General features: G+C 56.4%; 16 protein-coding genes. 8 read left to right on the plus strand and 8 right to left on the minus strand.

Features of this window, described 5'->3' with window-relative positions:
- The first annotated feature begins 44 nt into the window (after positions 1–44).
- The 6 genes from MPQ_RS12835 to MPQ_RS12860 are packed head-to-tail and all read left to right on the plus strand — an operon-like array spanning position 45 to position 5,354.
- A complete protein-coding gene (locus MPQ_RS12835; RefSeq protein WP_013443394.1) occupies positions 45–1,079 on the plus strand; it encodes a MoxR family ATPase in 1,035 nt (344 codons plus the stop codon).
- 4 nt (positions 1,080–1,083) lie between these two features.
- On the plus strand, positions 1,084–1,947 hold the full coding sequence (locus MPQ_RS12840) for a DUF58 domain-containing protein (RefSeq protein ID WP_013443395.1): 864 nt from the start codon (positions 1,084–1,086) through the stop codon (positions 1,945–1,947).
- Entirely contained in the window at positions 1,944–2,870 is a 927-nt protein-coding gene (locus MPQ_RS12845) for a hypothetical protein (RefSeq protein ID WP_041362444.1), read from the plus strand. Before MPQ_RS12840 ends, MPQ_RS12845 begins: the two co-directional genes overlap by 4 nt.
- Entirely contained in the window at positions 2,867–3,850 is a 984-nt protein-coding gene (locus tag MPQ_RS12850; RefSeq protein WP_013443397.1) for a VWA domain-containing protein, read from the plus strand. Before MPQ_RS12845 ends, MPQ_RS12850 begins: the two co-directional genes overlap by 4 nt.
- A complete protein-coding gene (locus tag MPQ_RS12855; protein WP_238525315.1) occupies positions 3,847–4,371 on the plus strand; it encodes a hypothetical protein in 525 nt (174 codons plus the stop codon). The genes MPQ_RS12850 and MPQ_RS12855 overlap by 4 nt, the downstream gene beginning before the upstream one ends.
- Positions 4,368–5,354 (plus strand): VWA domain-containing protein, encoded by a 987-nt coding sequence (locus tag MPQ_RS12860; RefSeq protein ID WP_013443399.1) that lies wholly within the window; start codon positions 4,368–4,370, stop codon positions 5,352–5,354. Before MPQ_RS12855 ends, MPQ_RS12860 begins: the two co-directional genes overlap by 4 nt.
- Before the next feature lie 54 nt (positions 5,355–5,408).
- Here the strand turns inward: MPQ_RS12860 and MPQ_RS12865 are convergent, their stop codons facing one another.
- Positions 5,409–6,425, minus strand: coding sequence for a zinc-binding alcohol dehydrogenase family protein (locus tag MPQ_RS12865; RefSeq protein WP_013443400.1), 1,017 nt, complete (start codon positions 6,423–6,425; stop codon positions 5,409–5,411).
- A gap of 96 nt (positions 6,426–6,521) precedes the next feature.
- Here MPQ_RS12865 and MPQ_RS12870 point away from each other — a divergent pair, with 96 nt between their 5' ends.
- Together MPQ_RS12870 and MPQ_RS12875 are read left to right on the plus strand one after the other, a co-directional pair.
- Positions 6,522–7,451: a LysR family transcriptional regulator gene (locus MPQ_RS12870; RefSeq protein WP_202944349.1), complete on the plus strand. Its 930-nt coding sequence runs from the start codon at positions 6,522–6,524 to the stop codon at positions 7,449–7,451.
- Between the two features lie 307 nt (positions 7,452–7,758).
- Positions 7,759–9,162 carry a glycosyltransferase family 39 protein gene (locus MPQ_RS12875; RefSeq protein ID WP_013443403.1) on the plus strand — a complete coding sequence of 468 codons (1,404 nt, stop codon included), beginning with the start codon at positions 7,759–7,761 and terminating at the stop codon, positions 9,160–9,162.
- Between the two features lie 31 nt (positions 9,163–9,193).
- Here MPQ_RS12875 and MPQ_RS12880 read toward each other — a convergent pair whose 3' ends face one another.
- The 7 genes from MPQ_RS12880 to MPQ_RS12910 form a co-directional block, all read right to left on the minus strand.
- Entirely contained in the window at positions 9,194–11,362 is a 2,169-nt protein-coding gene (locus MPQ_RS12880) for a bifunctional diguanylate cyclase/phosphodiesterase (protein ID WP_013443404.1), read from the minus strand.
- A gap of 28 nt (positions 11,363–11,390) precedes the next feature.
- Positions 11,391–12,473 (minus strand): chemotaxis response regulator protein-glutamate methylesterase, encoded by a 1,083-nt coding sequence (locus tag MPQ_RS12885; protein WP_013443405.1) that lies wholly within the window; start codon positions 12,471–12,473, stop codon positions 11,391–11,393.
- Between the two features lie 27 nt (positions 12,474–12,500).
- Entirely contained in the window at positions 12,501–12,998 is a 498-nt protein-coding gene (locus MPQ_RS12890) for a chemotaxis protein CheD (protein ID WP_013443406.1), read from the minus strand.
- 2 nt (positions 12,999–13,000) lie between these two features.
- The gene (locus MPQ_RS12895) at positions 13,001–13,810 is read right to left on the minus strand and encodes a protein-glutamate O-methyltransferase CheR (protein WP_013443407.1); all 810 of its coding nucleotides are present in this window, start codon (positions 13,808–13,810) and stop codon (positions 13,001–13,003) included.
- Positions 13,811–13,876: 66 nt separating this feature from the next.
- On the minus strand, positions 13,877–14,428 hold the full coding sequence (locus MPQ_RS12900; RefSeq protein ID WP_013443408.1) for a chemotaxis protein CheW: 552 nt from the start codon (positions 14,426–14,428) through the stop codon (positions 13,877–13,879).
- 9 nt (positions 14,429–14,437) lie between these two features.
- The gene (locus MPQ_RS12905; RefSeq protein ID WP_013443409.1) at positions 14,438–16,825 is read right to left on the minus strand and encodes a methyl-accepting chemotaxis protein; all 2,388 of its coding nucleotides are present in this window, start codon (positions 16,823–16,825) and stop codon (positions 14,438–14,440) included.
- Positions 16,826–16,947: 122 nt separating this feature from the next.
- The gene (locus MPQ_RS12910) at positions 16,948–17,481 is read right to left on the minus strand and encodes a chemotaxis protein CheW (protein ID WP_013443410.1); all 534 of its coding nucleotides are present in this window, start codon (positions 17,479–17,481) and stop codon (positions 16,948–16,950) included.
- Between the last annotated feature and the right edge of the window lie 6 nt (positions 17,482–17,487).

Consider the following 17,487-nt stretch of genomic DNA (forward strand, 5'->3'; position numbering starts at 1 on the left):
GATGAGGCAAGAACTCCCTTTACAACGATTTTTAAGGACGCAGAATGACTCCCGGATTGGACACGCAGCTCGCCGATTGGCGCGATAAAGCCCTCAAGCTTGAAAACAGCGTCAAGCACGTCATTGTTGGGCAGGATCATGCCATCCGCCTGATGAACCTGGCGATCTTCGCACGTGGCCATGTGCTGCTGGAAGGTGGCGTGGGTGTTGGCAAAACGACCTTGCTGCAGGCGATCACCCGGGCGATTGGCGGCGCTTATGAACGGATAGAAGGCACCGTCGACCTGATGCCGAATGACCTGGTGTATCACACCTTTCTCGGGCCCGAAGGTCGGCCACAGATAGACGAAGGCCCGCTCTTGCGTGCGGGGGAAAACCTCTCGGTATTTTTCTTCAACGAAATCAACCGGGCCCGGCCGCAAGTGCACGCACTGATGCTGCGGGTGATGGCGGAGCGCAGCGTGCATGCCTTCAAGCGCGAATATAAGCTGCCGCATATGCTGGTGTTTGCCGACCGTAACCAGGTGGAGAAAAACGAAACCTTCGAAATTCCCTCCGCCGCGCGTGACCGCTTCATGATGGAAATCCCGATCGAGATTCCTGAAGATCGCCAGCTGCGCAAATCGCTGGTGTTTGATACCCGCTTTCAGCATACCGATCGCCTGACCGCCGAAGTGCAGGAAGACCTGCTGCATTTTGATCAGATGAATGACTTTTCTGATCTGCTGCAAAATCACATCCGCTCCAGCGAAGCCATTGAAGAGTATGTGCTGGATTTGTGGGATGCCACGCGTGACCCTGCCAAGTTTGGCATACACCTCGATAGCGTGGATGTAGCACGCCTGGTGCAGGCGGGTGCCAGCCCGCGCGGCATGGGCATGCTGCTGAAAGCTGCCCGTGTGCATGCCTGGCTGCAGGAGCGCGACAGCCTGTATCCGGAAGACATTCATGCTGTATTCCACGAGATCATCTCTCACCGCCTGGTGTTCAACCCCATGTACGAAATGCGGCGCACCGTGCTGGCACGCGAGTTGAGCTCGGCCATTCTCAGGACCGTTGAAGTCGCCGCCAAGGCCTGAGCGGATGGCACACGATCACGAAAAAGCGTTCCGCTACCGTATCCCGTGGCGCACAAAAAGCATGCACCTCGGCGACCATCGCGGCACCGAGCGCGGCCTGGGATTTGAGTACCGCGGCAACCTGCCGTTTGTCGAATATCCGGATGCCCGCCGCATGGACTTCCGGCAATCAGTGCGCGACCCTTTTGAGCAGGTTCAGGTCAAGCTGTTCAACCAGGACAACACCACACCGGTGTATGCCGTGTGCGATTTATCGAGCTCCATGCAATACGGGAGCAATCCGCGCAAGCTGGATAGCGCGATTGCCATAGCCGAAAGCGTGGCTTACTCCGCCTGGCAGGCGGGCGATGTCTTCAGCCTGGTGAGCTATCACGACCAGGTGGATGAAGCCTACAGCCAGCCACTCTCGCACCACCTGGCATCGTCGCTCGACCTGCTGGCCGAGCTGCGCCAGTTTCGCCGCATGCAAATGGGCGCGCGCGGTGCGCTGGAGGTATCGCAATACCTCAGCCAGCAACGCGGGCTGGTGTTCTGGATCTCGGATTTCCACATGCCGCTGCACCTGATTGAAGAAACCCTCAACTCGCTGTCGCGCCATCAACTGGTGCCCGTGGTGCTGTGGGATGAGGCCGAATTCAGCAAGCTGCCCAAATTCGGCATCGGCAATATGCTGGACCCGGAAACCGGCGCCATGCGCACCGTCTTCTTTCGCGATTATGTACGCAAGCAATTCATGGCGGCTTTCGCCCAGCGCAAAACCGCGCTGGAGCAACTGTTTCTGCAGTTCGACAGCCAACCGCTTTTTCTCTCTGAAAGCTTTACGCCGGATGTCATGACCCGGTACTTTGACCAATACGTGAGCTTATGAAAAATCGATTCCTTGTTCCCCTGCTACGCGGCCTTCTATTGGTGGCGCTGGCAACGCCCATGTGGGCAGCAGCGTCAGCGCCAACCCCCATCAATGCCGGTGACATCCGCATCGAAAACCCATCCCGCAATGTCGGGCTCACTATCGGTGATGTGCTGACACGTACCGTGTCCGTAGATCTGCCACCAGGCTTTCGCATTGCCAAAAGTGCGCTGCCGCAAAAGGGCAGCCAGCAGCAAGGCATAGAGCTGGTAGACGTGAAGCTGGAGGAAAAATCTGCAGGCAAGGGCATGCATTACACGCTGACCCTGCGTTACCAGATATTTGCCCATCGCACCCAACCCAGCGTGCTGCAACTCCCTGCAGAAACTATCGCCGCGACTGGCGACAAGCAGGCAGTGACTATCCCTGTGCCCGCCTGGCGTTTCTGGCTATCGCCACTGGCCGCCAGCACCATGGCCTCAGCCAAGGCCAATGTCATGCCTGAACTGCCGCCCGCGCCCATCCCCACTCAGGAGCACAAACTGCGCCTGTATGCCTGCCTCGGCCTGCTGGCGGCGGGCGTGCTTGGCTTGCTATATATCAACGCCGAGCGCGCCTGGCTGCCGCTGATGGGCGGGCCATTTGCCCAAGCTTATCGCCGCCTGAAACGCCTGCCTGCCGCATCAACGCAAGCGGCCTATCTGCTGCTGCACCAGGCGTTTAACCGCACCTATGGCAGCAGCCTGTTCGCGGCAGATATCCCCGCCTTCATCGCGCAGCATCCGCGGTTTGTCCCGCTGCAAGCAGACATCGAAGCCTTCTTCCAGGCATCGGCTGCCAGCCTGTTTGCCGGGCGGCAAAGCGGGACCGAGAACAAGGTCAAGGCTGACTTGCTCCACCTGTGCCGCCAGCTGCGCGACTGCGAGCGGAGGGCAAGATGACGTTTTTGCATCCCTGGAGCCTGCTCCTGCTGCCGCTGGCCCTGATCCCGTTCTGGCTCAAAAGCAGCCAGGGGCAGATGTATTCGTGGCTGGATATCGCACCTAAAGATACCTTGTCCGATATCGTGGACTGGACCATCAAGGCTGCGACCGCACTGCTGATTGTCTGCATCATTCTGGCCATTGCCGCCCCGCAGGGCTCAGAACGCCAGGTCGTGCGAGTAGGCAAGGGCGCCCAGACCGTGCTGGTGATTGACCGTAGCGTCAGCATGGATCACCCGTTTGCGGGTGATTCCACCAGTGGTCGCGTCGCCGAGATCAAATCTGCCGCTGCCCGCCGCCTGATTACCGGCTTTATTGATGCGCGGCCGGACGACATGATGGGTGTGGTGGCGTTCACCAACTCAGCCTTGTATGGCACCAAGATCACCGCCAATCGCAAGGCCATCCATGCCGCGATTGCCGCCGCCACCAGCGCCGGCATCAACCAGACCAATATCGGCGCAGGGGTGACCGAGGCCGTGGCCCTGTTTGACCAGATTCAGAGCTCAGGCTCGCGCGCCATCATTCTGTTGTCGGATGGGGCAGGCAAACTGAGCCCGCGCATCAAGAACAAAATTCGCGAGCAGGTGACGGCACGCGGCCTGAATCTCTACTGGATCGTGCTGCGCGAGCCCGACGACATCAGTATTTTTTCATCGGACCGGGTGTATGAAGAAGGCAATGAGCCGCCCGCCATCGCCCTCGATCTGTTTTTCAAATCGCTGAAAATCAAATACAAGGCGTATGAGGCGCACAACCCCACCACCTTGCAGTCGGCGATTCAGGACATTGATGCCCGCGAGAAAAACATCATCCAGTACTCGGTCACTATTGCGGGCCGTGATTACTCCCGCATTTTTATTCTGGTAGCACTGGTCCTGGGACTGGCGCTGCTCATCACCCAACACTTGAGGGTTCCCGCATGGCAATCGGCTTGAAAACTAAAAACGCACTGCTGTCCGTCCTGGTGCTGACAGGCGTGATCGGCAGTGCCTATGAAGCAACGCAGCTGTGGCACATTGAGCGCTTCAATACGGCACTGAAGCACAACGCCACACTGCCTCTTGATCAATATCCGCTGACCGAAAAATTCGCTGCCGCGTATCGGCAAGGTAATTCAGGCGAATACAAGCATGCCATCCAGACCTATGGACAATTGCTGGAAATGGCGCCGGATAACGAGATGCAAGCCAGAGTACATTACAACGTCGGCAACAACCTGCTGCGGTTTGGCTTGAGCCGCCGTGTAAACGACGATGGCAGCCTGATCGAAGATGCGCGCTATGCCTTCATGCAGGCACGTGCCTCCTATGAGCAGGCATTGCGACTCAATCCCGCATTGCTACCGGCGCGTTTCAACCTCGACCTCTTGCTGTCCATTCTGCCAGCCAGGATGCAACAGTCAGAAAAAGAGCAATCCGGCGTACAACTCAGCAACCTGCCGATAGGCTTGCCATGATGCGCGTGATCCATGCCCTGAAAGCCAACTATGCCACCGTGCTGTATGTGCTGGCACTGGCCCTCATGCTGCTCGCCCTGCTCAAGCCGCAAATTCAGCTCAAGCAGGATGTACATAACTACCTGCTGATTGCCGATGTGTCGCAGAGCATGAATGCAGAAGACGCCATGCTGGCTGGCAAGCCGGTAAGCCGCATGGTCTATACCCGCCATCTGATGAAGCGCATTGTAGAAACATCGCCCTGCGGCACCTATTTCAGTGTGGGGGTATTTGCTGCCGAGAACGTAGGCCTGCTCTTCATGCCGCTGGAAGTATGCGCCAACTACGACATCATTACCGACACCATCAACCATCTGGACTGGCGCATGGCCTGGCGTGGCAACAGCCGCCTGAGCTTTGGCGTGAAGTCGGGCGAGACCGTGCTGGACTCATTGAATGCGCCTGCGCAGCTGGTGTTCTTTACCGATGGTGACGAAGCCCCCAAGGTCAATGCCATCAACAAGCTGGACCTGGGCGCGATGGATGGCAGCCACTGGCTATTTGTCGGCGTGGGCGGACATGAGCCGGTGCCTATTCCCCGATTCAATAGCGAGAACAAATGGGTGGGATTCTGGCCGTCAGATGCCAAGGAATTCTCCGCCGGTGCGGTGGGCGTTACCTATAACGACACTTCCAAGGACGAACCCGATCCTATCGTGGCCTATGCCGAGTTTGACCGCTACCTCTCCCAGTTGGAAGACGGCTATCTCAAGGAACTGGCAGGCGAGATCAAGGCGAAATACATCGAAGGCAAAGATGAAGCCGGGTTTTATGACTATATCCAGCAGCAGAAACCGGCCGCTGTATTTGTCACCGATTACAACATCCGCTGGCTGTATCTGGGCCTCGCCTTGCTGCTGATTCTGGGCGTGTATACGCCAGCCTTGATGAAGACCTGGCAGCGCTATCGGCAAAGGGCAGGCCGTCCGGTTTCCTTACGATAGCTCAGGGGCCGCCTTTGCCAGCGCCCCGATCTGTGCTCAAACCTGCGGCAAGCCCTAGAACCCTTCCAGCACAATCTTGCCGCGCGCCTGCCCGGACTCAAGTAGCGCATGCGCGCGCCGCAAGTTTTCTGCTGTAATGCGGCCGAAATTCTCCGCCACCGTCGTGCGCAGCACCCCGTTATCCACCAGGGACGCCACTTCACTCAGGATGTGATGCTGTGCCTGCATATCCGGGGTGGCAAACAGGGCACGGGTAAACATCAGCTCCCAGTGCAGCGAAACGCTCTTGCGCTTGAGCTTGATCACATCCAGCGGCGTGGCCGGATCATCAATCAGCCCAAACTTGCCCTGCGGCGCGATCACTTCTGCAATCTGATCAAAGTAAGACTCGGTATGGGTAAGGCTCACCACATAATCCGGGGCAGGCAGGCCGATCTCCGCCAGTTGGGGAGCAAGCGGCGCATGATGGTCAATCACATGATGCGCGCCCAGCTGGCGTATCCAGGCCTGGCTTTCGGGGCGCGAAGCGGTCGCTATCACCGTCAGACCGGTCAAGCGGCGTGCCAGCTGCACCAGGATAGAACCAACGCCGCCTGCTGCGCCGATGACCAGTAGCGATTTGCCATAGCCCTGGCCGCCACGCTCGATTTGCAAGCGATCAAACAGCAGCTCCCACGCCGTGATACTGGTAAGTGGCAGGGAAGCGGCGGCGGCAAAATCCAGCGTCGCTGGCATGGAACCTACTATGCGCTCATCCACCAGTTGCAGCTCACTATTGCTGCCGGCCCGGTTAATCGCCCCGGCATACCAGACCGTGTCTCCAGGCTTGAACATACTCACCTCTGGCCCCACGGCGCGCACCACACCGGCAGCATCCCATCCCAGCACTTTCCATTCGCCCGCAGGTGGCTGCTGGCCGCGACGTATCTTGGTATCTACCGGATTCACGGCAATCGCTTTTACCTCGACCAGCAGATCGCGCCCGCTGGCAACGGGATCCGCCAGCGTTACGTCGACCAGCGACTCGGCCTGGCTGATGGGCAGCGAATGTTGATATGCAATGGCTTTCATGGTGGCTCTCTCTCATAAAAATGAATATGGCGCCAGTTTCATTGATTTGATCCAATTGATAAACTAGCCACGACTTGTTTGAGCTTCAATATTATTTTGAAAATAAAAAATCTGGCAGACCTCGAGCTTTTCATTACCACGGCCCAGTATGGCAGCCTGTCTGCCGCTGCACGCAGCCTGGAGATTTCCCCGGCCGTAGCCAGTGCCGCACTCAAACGGCTGGAGAGCGAGCTGGGGGTATTACTGTTCGTACGCACCACGCGCAGCCTGCGGCTGACGGCAGAAGGCGAGCGCTTGCTCGCGCGCAGTCAGCCTCTGATCAATGAGTTGCGCGACTTGGCCGATGAACTAGTCGCCGGGCATAGCCTGATACGCGGTGAGCTCAGCCTTTCCTTGCCTTCTGATCTGGGGCGCAATGTCATACTGCCCTGGCTGGATGAATTTCAGCAGCAGCATCCAGACCTCCACTTGCGTGTGCAATTGTCAGACCGTATTGCCGATGTCATGCGCGAGCCGGTGGATGTCGCCATTCGCTACGGGCAGCCGCCTGATTCCAGCCAGGTGGCCTTGCCGCTGGTCACCGACAATCGGCGCGTGCTCTGCGCTGCGCCGCAATATCTGACAACGCATAGTACGCCCAGCAGCCCTGCCGAGCTGAGCCGGCACAACTGCCTGTGTTTTCGGGTGGGCGATGCCCTTTACAACCGCTGGCGCTTCACCCGCGATGGCGAAGTGCTGGACATCGATGTCCGCGGCAATCGCTCCGCGGATGACGCAGATGCCGTACGGCACTGGACAGTCTCCGGCTATGGCATCTGCTACCGCTCATGGCTGGATGTGGGCCGCGACGTCACCGCCGGGCGACTCAGCGTCATCTGCCCGCAATGGCAAGGAGAGTCCTTGCCGCTGAACCTGATTTGCCCCGATCGGCGCCAGCTATCACCCACCATACGCCTGTTGCGTGAACATTTGCAGCATCGCTTTGAGACCTACGCCCTCCAGGCAAACACTTACCTTTATCGCTAAGCATCCTTGGCGCGCGCCTCTATACCCACCGGCATTTCGCGCAATTCTGCGTGGCTTTGCTGGCGTTTCTGACATTTTCTGCAGACCAGAGAACGTCGCCAGGCAGCCATACTCATCAACTAAACCATTCAATACAGATAGTTAACGAAGGTTATCTCAGGCATTGCTGCCAGGCCCTTAACTTGCAAATGCATCATGTTAGGAATTTGTAAGCTTGCGTCTTTACCATCACGCAACTCCTTTACGCATTTGTTTAATGTTGACCGGGTGTATGCACAATCGTCGTTTTTCTTCCACGCATCTACTCATGATGCTGCTCGTGGCAGGCCTGCTGATCAAACTGATCAGCCTGGGCCTGTTTCCCTTGTTTGACTCCACGGAATCGCGCTACGCCGAAATCGGCCGCAAAATGTTTGAGCTGAATGACTGGATCACCCCTTGGTATGACTACGGGGTTCCATTCTGGGCCAAGCCGCCGCTTGCCTTCTGGCTGACTGCCGGCAGCTATCATCTATTTGGGGTGAACGCCTTTGCCGCTCGCGTACCACATTTTCTGCTGGGTGTGGCGATCCTCTGGGTGATCTGGGGCTGGCTCGGCCCGCGCCGGCCCGCAGAGCGTTTGTATGCCTGCGTGATACTCAGTGTCTCGGTGCTGTTCTTCATCTCCATGGGCGCCGTCATGACCGACATGGCGCTGGCGCTAAGCTGTATCCTGATGATGCGCGGCTTCTGGCAAGGTATGCATGGCCCGGAACAAAGCCGGGCAAAAGAGCGCTGGCTGCTATTCATAGGCGCGGGCATAGGCCTGCTGGCAAAAGGGCCGATTGCCTGTATTTTGACCGGCGTGCCTATTGTGCTGTGGTGTCTACTGGCGGAACGATTGCAGGAAGCTCTGCGTAGCTTCCCCTGGGTGCGAGGCACCTTGCTGGCACTCGCCATGTCGCTGCCCTGGTATATCGCCGCCGAGCTGAAAACCCCAGGATTTATTGATTATTTCATTGTGGGTGAGCACTGGCATCGCTTTCTGACGCCGCACTGGCAGGGTGACCGCTACGGCCATGCCCATGCCTTTCCACACGGGGCCATCTGGCTTTTTATACTGATCGGCACCCTGCCATGGTCGTTGCTGCTGCCGCTCTTTATCGGTTGGAAAAAACCGCTGGCGCTGCGCGATATCCACAACAAAGCCCGTCTGCGGCAATGGTATTTTCTGATCTGGGGTTTAAGCCCGGGGATTTTCTTCACAGCGGCCGCCAACATCATCTGGACCTATGCCCTGCCTGGCCTGGCAGGACTTGCCATGCTGGCAGCCAGCTGGCTGGCACGTCGCGGCCCGGCCCGGCGCGTAGTGCCTGTGCTGGCAACCGGCATGCTGGTGGTGGTCGTGGGCTGGTCAGCCTTTCTGGTGCATGATTATCGAGATAGCTGGGGCAGCCTGAGCACCACGCGCGATCTGGTGTGGCAATATCAGAAGGAAAAACAGCCCGGCGAGCCGCTGATTGGCTACCCTTTCCTGGATTATTCCACCGAGTTTTATACCGAAGGCAAAGCCATCAAGGCGGCTACCGAGCCTGAGCTTGAGGCGGCCATGCAACGTGGCCACGCCTATGTCGCCATGCACAAAACACCGTATAAAAACTTGCCAGACTCATTCAAGCAGCGGCTGCATGTGGTCGCCACGCATGGGGATTATCTGCTGCTCAAGAATTAAGCAGCATGACCGCTCGCAGAGCTGGTCGGCCTTAGCCTGCAGCGGCTTCGGCCAGCTGCGTCGTTGATAGACTGCTTGCCAGCCAGGCGACAAAGTCCTGCTGCGGCAATGGGCGCGAGATGAAATAGCCCTGGCCCAGATCGCAGCCCAAGGCGGCGAGCAGATGCAATTGCTGCTCGGTTTCTATGCCTTCGGCGATCACCTGGTAACCCAACTCATGCGCCATGGTGATAATGGCCTTGCACAGTGCCTGGTTCTTGCTCGAGGTAGTGAGGTTGATAATGAAGGAACGATCAATCTTGAGGTAATCGATTTCATACGAGCTCAAATAGGACAGGGAGGAATAGCCAGTCCCAAAATCATCCAGCGAAATGCTCATGCCGGTATCGCGGATTTTCTTGATGCGCGCGTTGACCTCCTGACTTTGCTGCAGGAGCAGGCCTTCGGTAATTTCCACCGAGATCGCCTTGCCAGGCAGGTCCAGATTTGTCAGGAATGCAGCCCAATCCAGCTTGCCCACCGTGAGGAACTGGATAGGCGATTTGTTGACGCTGATCTGGAAATCCGGCGCATAACTTCCACGCAAAGCCTTGGCGAACATGGCCGCCTCTTTGAACACCCAATCGCCTATCGCATTGATCAGGCCGGTAGATTCCGCCAGTGGAATAAATTCCGCCGGGCTGACATAGCCGCGTTCAGGATGTTTCCAGCGCACCAGCGCCTCGGCCTTGACGGTCTCGCGTGTATCCAGCCTGAAAATGGGCTGGTAAAACACCTCGAATGCCTGCTCTTCAACGGCAAAACGCAGCTCGGTCGTCAGTTTGGAACGTTTCAGCGCCTCCTCTTCCAGCTCATGGGAGTAAAACGCATATTGTCCGCGCGCCGTGCTCTTGGCGAGATATAGCGCCTGATCGGCATATTTCATCAATACATTGGGCGAGAGCGTGTGCTGCGGATACAAGGCAATGCCGATACTGGCGGCACAAAACACCACCTCGGACAGCAGCTCGTAACTCTGGCCAAGCACCCGCAGCACATTGGTCGCCGTATTCTCAAGCTCAGCGAGGCTGGCCGCCGTGGTGACGATAATGAATTCATCGCCCCCCTCACGCGCCACGATATCCGCTGGCAACACCGCGGCCTGAATGCGGCTCGCCGCCTCCATCAGCAGCATATCGCCATAGATATGGCCCAGGGCGTCGTTCACATCCTTGAAGTTATCAAGATCCACAATCATCAGCGCGACCATGTTGTTGGCGCCATGATCGCCATGGATGCGCTCGCTCAACAGCTGATTCAGGAGATGTTTGTTCGGCAGGCCGGTCAGCGCATCAAAATTCGCTTGTTGCCAGATCAGGCGCTCGCTTTGTTTGCGAGCCGTGATGTCGGTATTGGTGCCTATCATGCGGCGGGGACCTTCGTGGTCCTTGCCTGCCATGATCATGCCTTTGGAGAGTATCCAGCACCACTCATTGGTCTTGGTCAGCAAGCGGTATTCGCAGATCAGGCTTTGCGCTTCGCCTGATTTCACGGCATCAATCAGTGTCTTAAAATGCGCAAGGTCAGCCGGATGCACGCGCGACAACCAATCCTGGCAATCGTCGCCGATGTCCTGCTCGTCGTAACCCAGCATGGTTTTCCACTGCGTGCTGAAGGTCACCCGGTTACTGCCCAGATCCCAATCCCACACGCCATGACCCGCACCATCCAGCGCAAATTTCCAGCGGGCATTGCTCGCCGCCAGCGCCTGATTCTGCAACGCCATGGCCAACCAGCGCGCGGCGGTATCCGCCATTGCCCGCAGGCTGGTTTGCTGGTGCAGGGCCAATTGCCGGGGTTCGGGATGCAACAGGAACAGCCAGCCCAGGCAGGCCTGGTTTGCATCCCGCAAGTGGCTGGCGGCAAAAAACCGGATAGAGATATTTGCCTGCGCGGCAAATACCGGCGCAAACACCGGGTTAAGCTGTGTATCTTCCACCAGCATATGGTCCGGCAGCTGCTGGGCCAGCTGACAAAAAAGCGACGCCTGCTCGCGCAAGTGCGCGCTGACACTCGCTGGCGCATGCACCAACACATGCCCCTGCCCCGTCACCAGCACAGCCGCCATCATCTCAAGTTGAAGGCAAAGCGCGGTCAACAGGCTGTCTATGCCTTGCTCCAGCGGCGCTTGTGCTTCAATCTCGTTAGTGGGCAGTGTCATGCTGATGCTTCTTCATTCCTGTCAAAAGTTAACGATGCATGGCTCCATAGTTCTGGATTTCGGCGGCAATCGCATCCAGCGAGATGCTCTTGTTGACCCCGCCCAGCTTCACGGCTTCCTTGGGCATGCCATACACCACACAGCTGCGCTCATCCTGGGCCACGGTCGTCGCTCCCACCTCATGCATCTCTTTCATGCCCTGGGCGCCATCATCGCCCATGCCGGTCATGATGATGCCGAGGGCATTTTTACCGGCAGACTGCGCCACCGAACGGAACAGCACATTGACCGAGGGCTTATGACGACTAACGGGCGGCCCATCAATTACGTCGACAAAATACTGCGCGCCACTGCGCTTTAGCACCATATGCTTGCCGCCCGGCGCAATCAGCGCACGGCCCATCACCACGCGGTCGCCTTTGGCCGCTTCTTTTACTTCAATGGCACAGAGCTGGTTAAGGCGGGCGGCAAACGCCGCCGTAAAGTTTTCCGGCATATGCTGCACAATCACAATACCCGGACATACCCGGGGCAGCGCCGTCAGCACACGCTCCAGTGCTTGTGTACCTCCGGTGGAGGTGCCAATGGCGACAATCTTTTCGGTCGTCTGCGCCATGGCAGCGGGCTTGGGTGCCAGCACCGCATCCGCCGTCAGTTTGGCCGGTGTTTTCAGCACTGGCTGAGGGTCATGATGCAGAATCTTGCGCACATTGGCCTTGGCCGCAGCCTTGATATGCTGCACCAGGTCATCCGCCGACTCGGTCATAAAGGATTTCAAGCCGGCCTTGGGTTTGGTAATAATGCTGACCGCCCCTGCTGCCAGGGCTTCCATGGTAGTCTCAGCTCCTTTTTCGGTCAGCGTCGAACAGATAATGACCGGTGTGGGGCGCTGCGCCATGATTTTTTTCAGGAAGGTAATGCCATCCATGCGCGGCATTTCCACATCCAGAATGATCACATCCGGCCATTCCTTCTGCATTTTCTCAATGGCAAAAATGGGGTCGGAAGCCGCCCCGATAATCTCCACCTCTTTTGAAGCTTCAAGATAGCTCGTCAGCACTTGCCGCACGACGGCCGAATCATCCACGATCATGACTTTTATTTTATTCATTATTGAATCCCGGTTAAGGATGTACCCCTACATTTTCACGTGCCGCATCCAGACATGGCCGCTCCACACGTCGAACGAAATATTGCGATGACCCGAGCCACCCAGGTGACTGGCCTTGCAACGAAACCCATGCTTTTTAAGAATGCTCTCCACCGCCTGTATGTTTTTGCAACCTATGGTCTTGCTGAATTCCTTGGCGGTTTTCGGGAACATATTGCCGCCGCCAAAAATCTTGACGTGGTAGTTCTTGTCGAACGCCTTGAATTTCTTCATTTCCTCAAACATCATCGCGATCGCATCATCCGCATACCGCCCATCCAGTTTATGCACTGAGGGTATATCCAGCTTGGGTGGCATCATGATATGCGTCATGCCCCCCAACAGCTTTTCCGGGTGCCAGAACACCACCGAGACGCAAGAACCCAGCACCGTGCGAATGCGCGTGTGGCGATCACCAAAATACAATTCGCCTGGCTGCAAAAAAATATCAATGACGAAAGGTGGCTTTTCCGGCTTTACCACCATCGTTATAACGGCCTTTGATAAATCGAAGGTTGCACAATCTGAAACTTTTCACTGATGCCATTCAGGCTTTCCGAATGGCTGATAAACAGGTAGCCACCTGGCTTCAACAGGGTATACATGCGATCCAGCAAGGCCCGCTTGGTATCGTTATCAAAATAAATCATCACATTGCGCAGAAAAATCATGTCGAGCTCCCCCAGCTTGGGCAGCGGATGCATCAGGTTGATATGCTGAAAACGCATCTGGCGCCGTAATTCCTTGGAAATCAGCACCACGCCATCCTGACTGCCTGTCCCTTTCAGACAATATTTCACCAGGTAGTTTCGCGGAATATCCTCAATCACATCCTGCGGATAGCGGCCACGGGTCGCCGTTTCCAGCACGCGCGTGCTGACGTCGGAAGCGATGATCTCCCAGAGCGTGCTCTGCAAATGCTCGGCCAGCACCATGGCCAGCGTGTAGGGCTCCTCGCCACTGGAGCAGGCTGCGCTCCACACGCGGAATATCTTGGTTTTATTGTGCTTGGGCAGCACCTTGTCCCGGATAAAATCAAAGTGCTTGGGCTCGCGGAAAAAGTAAGTCTCGTTGGTGGTCAGAAAGTCGACCACCACCTGCTGCTCCGCCTCATTGCCTTTTTGGTGGATGAACTCGTAGTACTGCTTGAACGTATTGAAGTTGTAATACTTGAGACGTTTCGCCAGGCGACCGCTCACCAGCGACTGCTTGTTATCGCTAAGACTGATGCCCACTTGCCCGTAAATAAACTTTTTGAAAAGCTGAAATTCAGGCTGCGTAATGGAGCGTATATCCATCCTAACCTCCATTGAATCGATGCGGGTCAGGCATTCGCATCATGCCCGGCCTGCCATCGAAGATTTTTAATTCAAAACCAGCTCCGCCAACTCATCGGCAGATAAGACCTGGTTCACATTCAGGATAATCACAAACTTATCATTCACCTTGCCCATGCCATCAATAAAGTCCGTCCGCACTTGCGTCCCGAACGAAGGCACAGGCTCGATCTGGCCGTTGGCAATTTCCAGCACTTCATTCACGGCATCCACCAGCACGCCGATGACCTGCTGTGCCCCGGCGCGATCCACCTCCAGAATCACAATGCAGGTCCTGCGCGAGATGGCCGCTTCCTCCCGGTCAAAGCGCGCGGCGAGATCAATCACCGGCACCGCCGCTCCGCGCAGGTTGATCACCCCACGGATAAACGATGGCATCTGTGGCACGCTGGTGAGATTGCCATACTCAATGATCTCCTTGATCCGGAGTATGTTGATGGCAAAAATCTCGGCCCCCAGCATGAAGGTCAGATACTGCCTGTCATCGTTGTTATCGCTCAGCGGCTGCAGCTGCTGGCCCCGGCTAGCCGGGACCAGGCCAGGCGCGCGAACTGTTTCATGCGTCATTGTCTGCGTCATCATGGCCCCTTAGAACTTCACAAACTCGGCATCCTCGGTTTCATCAAATGAAAAGGAGGTTTCGGCATTTGCCGATTTTTTAACGAGTTGAGGCTTGGGATGTCGCTTGGCAGCTGTCCGGATGCCGCTATCGGATTGGCCTATATTGAAAAAGCCGATGAGCTCCTGCAATTGCTCGGCCTGCCCGCTCATTTCCTCGGCAGTGGCGGCCAGCTCTTCGCTACCGCTGGCATTCTGCTGCGTGATCTGGCTCATCTGGTTCATCGCCACATTGATCTGCGCCGCTCCCGTACTTTGCTCCTCGCTGGCAGCCGTAATCTCCTGCACCAGATCACTGGTCTTGTTGATATTGGGCACCATTTCTTCGAGCAGCTTGCCCGCTTTTTCGGCCGTACCGACGCTGTTCTCAGCCAGCTCGCCAATTTCCTGCGCGGCCACCTGGCTACGCTCTGCCAGCTTGCGCACCTCAGCGGCCACCACGGCAAAACCCTTGCCATGTTCGCCAGCGCGCGCCGCTTCAATCGCCGCATTCAGCGCCAGCAGATTGGTCTGATAGGCAATGTCATCGATGATGCTGATCTTGTTGGCAATGCTCTTCATCGCCGCCACGGTCTGCACCACTGCCGCGCCGCCTTCATTAGCGTCCGCCGTCGCCTTGGCCGAGATGCTCTCGGTCACCTTGGCATTTTCCGTATTCTGATTGATCGAGGCACTCATCTGCTCAACCGATGCGCTGGTTTCTTCCACGCTGGCGGCCTGCTCATTGGTGGCTTGCGACAGGCTTTGTGCCGTGGAGCTCACCTGATCCGCAGCACTGGCAATGCCATCAGCCGAATTGCGCACCTCAGCCACTACCTGCGAGATCTTTTCGATGGTGTTGTTGACCGTTTGCTTGAAGTCTTCCAGCTGGCCTTTGTACTGGCCTTTTACCTTGACGGTCAGGTCCCCCTGTTCCATCGCCTGCAACACAGACACCGCCTCGTTGACCGGCAGAATGATGTTGTCCAGCGTGGTATTGATGCCTTGCACGATGGTGTTGTATTCGCCCTTGTGCTTGGAAGCATCGGCACGGTAATCCAGCTGTCCCTCGGCGGCGGCCCCGATCAGCTCGCGCGTATCGGCAGACACGGCTTTCAGGTTGCGGCGTACTTGCTCAATGGTGTCGTTGATAAAGGCTTTCTTGCCAGGCAGCTGCTCCATGGGCGCTTCAAAGTTACCTTCGCCAAACTCCTTGATGACCGCCATGGCTTTTTTCTTCACGGCAATGTGCCCGCTCACCATGGTATTGACACCTGCCGCCATGGTTTTGAAGTCGCCCTGCAATTTATCGACGTTCATCATGACGTCAATATCGCCTGCGTCATGCTCCTGCGACATATGATTCATGTCGGCAATAAAGCCCTTCAAATTACCGCGCATCTTTTCGATGGTGTCATTGATAAAGGCTTTCTTGCCTGGCAGCTGTTCCATCGGCGCCTCAAAATTGCCTTCGCCAAAGGCATTGATCACGGCCATGGCTTTTTTCTTCACCGCAATATGCCCAGCCACCATGGTGTTGACCCCAGCCGCCATGGCGCGGAAATCGCCCTGGAATTTTTCCGTGTTTATCATGACGTCGATATCGCCTGCGTCGTGCTCTTTTGACATGTGGTTCATGTCGGTAATCAAACCTTTGAGATTGCCGCGCATCTTTTCGATGGTCTCATTGATAAAGGCTTTCTTGCCGGGCAAGGGCTCCATCGGCGCATCAAAATTGCCTTCACCGAAGGCCTTGATCACGGCCATGGCTTTTTTCTTCACCGCAATATGTCCGCCGACCATGGTGTTGACGCCAGCGGCCATGGTGCGGAAATCGCCCTGGAATTTTTCCGTGTTCATCATGACGTCGATATCACCAGCGTCGTGCTCTTTTGACATGTGACTCATGTCGGCAATAAACCCTTTCAGGTTGCCGCGCATCTTTTCGATGGTTTCATTGATAAAGGCTTTCTTGCCGGGCAAGGGCTCCATGGGTGCATCAAAATTGCCTTCACCAAAGGCCTTGACCACGGCCATGGCCTTTTTCTTCACCGCAATATGCCCACCGACCATGGTATTGACCCCGGCCGCCATGATCCTGAAATCGCCCTGGAAGCGATCGGTATTCATCATGACGTCGATATCACCCGCATCGTGCTCCTTGGACATGTGGTTCATGTCCTGCACAAAAGCAGAAAGATCCTTTTTCTGCTGGTCCAGACTGGCCTGCAATCGCTTCAGACTTTCCATCACGGGACTCAGTGCATCACGTTCCGCGTCATGAATCTGTATCACGGTGTTGCCCTGTTGCAATTGATTCAGTGCATGTACCACCTCATCAATGCGCTCTTGTTTGACTCTGATGCCTAGAATACCCATGATCAATACCTCTAATTAGAAAATCACTGCAAAATCCACTCCATAAGTTACTTGCAAGCCATTTGCAAACGCTCATGCCGACGCATGCCACACCACACTGCCATTACAATTGAAAAACCACACTACACCTGCACCAGCTCCGCCATTTCATCCACGGACAAGACCTGGTTTACATTGAGGATGATCACAAACTTCTGATCAACCTTGCCCATGCCATTGATGAAGTCGGTGCGTATCTTGGCCCCGAACGACGGCACTGGCTCAATCTGATCGCTGGCAATTTCCAGCACTTCATTCACGGCATCCACCATCACGCCGATGACCTGATGCACCTCTTCGTGCTCCACTTCAATGATCACGATGCAGGTTTTGCGTGACAGCTTGGCCTCGCCTTTTTCAAAACGCGCGGCCAGATCAATCACCGGCACCACCGAACCCCGCAGGTTGATCACCCCGCGGATAAACGAGGGCATTTTGGGCACGATCGTGAGATTGCCGTATTCGATAATCTCCTTGATGCTGAGGATATTGATGGCAAAGATCTCCGCCCCCAGCATGAACGTCAGGTACTGCTGATCGTCATCTTGCCCATCCAGCAAGACGCTGCCCGGCACCACGCTCCGGCCTTGCGCTACTTCATTGACCATCGCATTCATGATGGC

This window comes from Methylovorus sp. MP688 (assembly GCF_000183115.1).
Classification (GTDB): domain Bacteria; phylum Pseudomonadota; class Gammaproteobacteria; order Burkholderiales; family Methylophilaceae; genus Methylovorus; species Methylovorus glucosotrophus.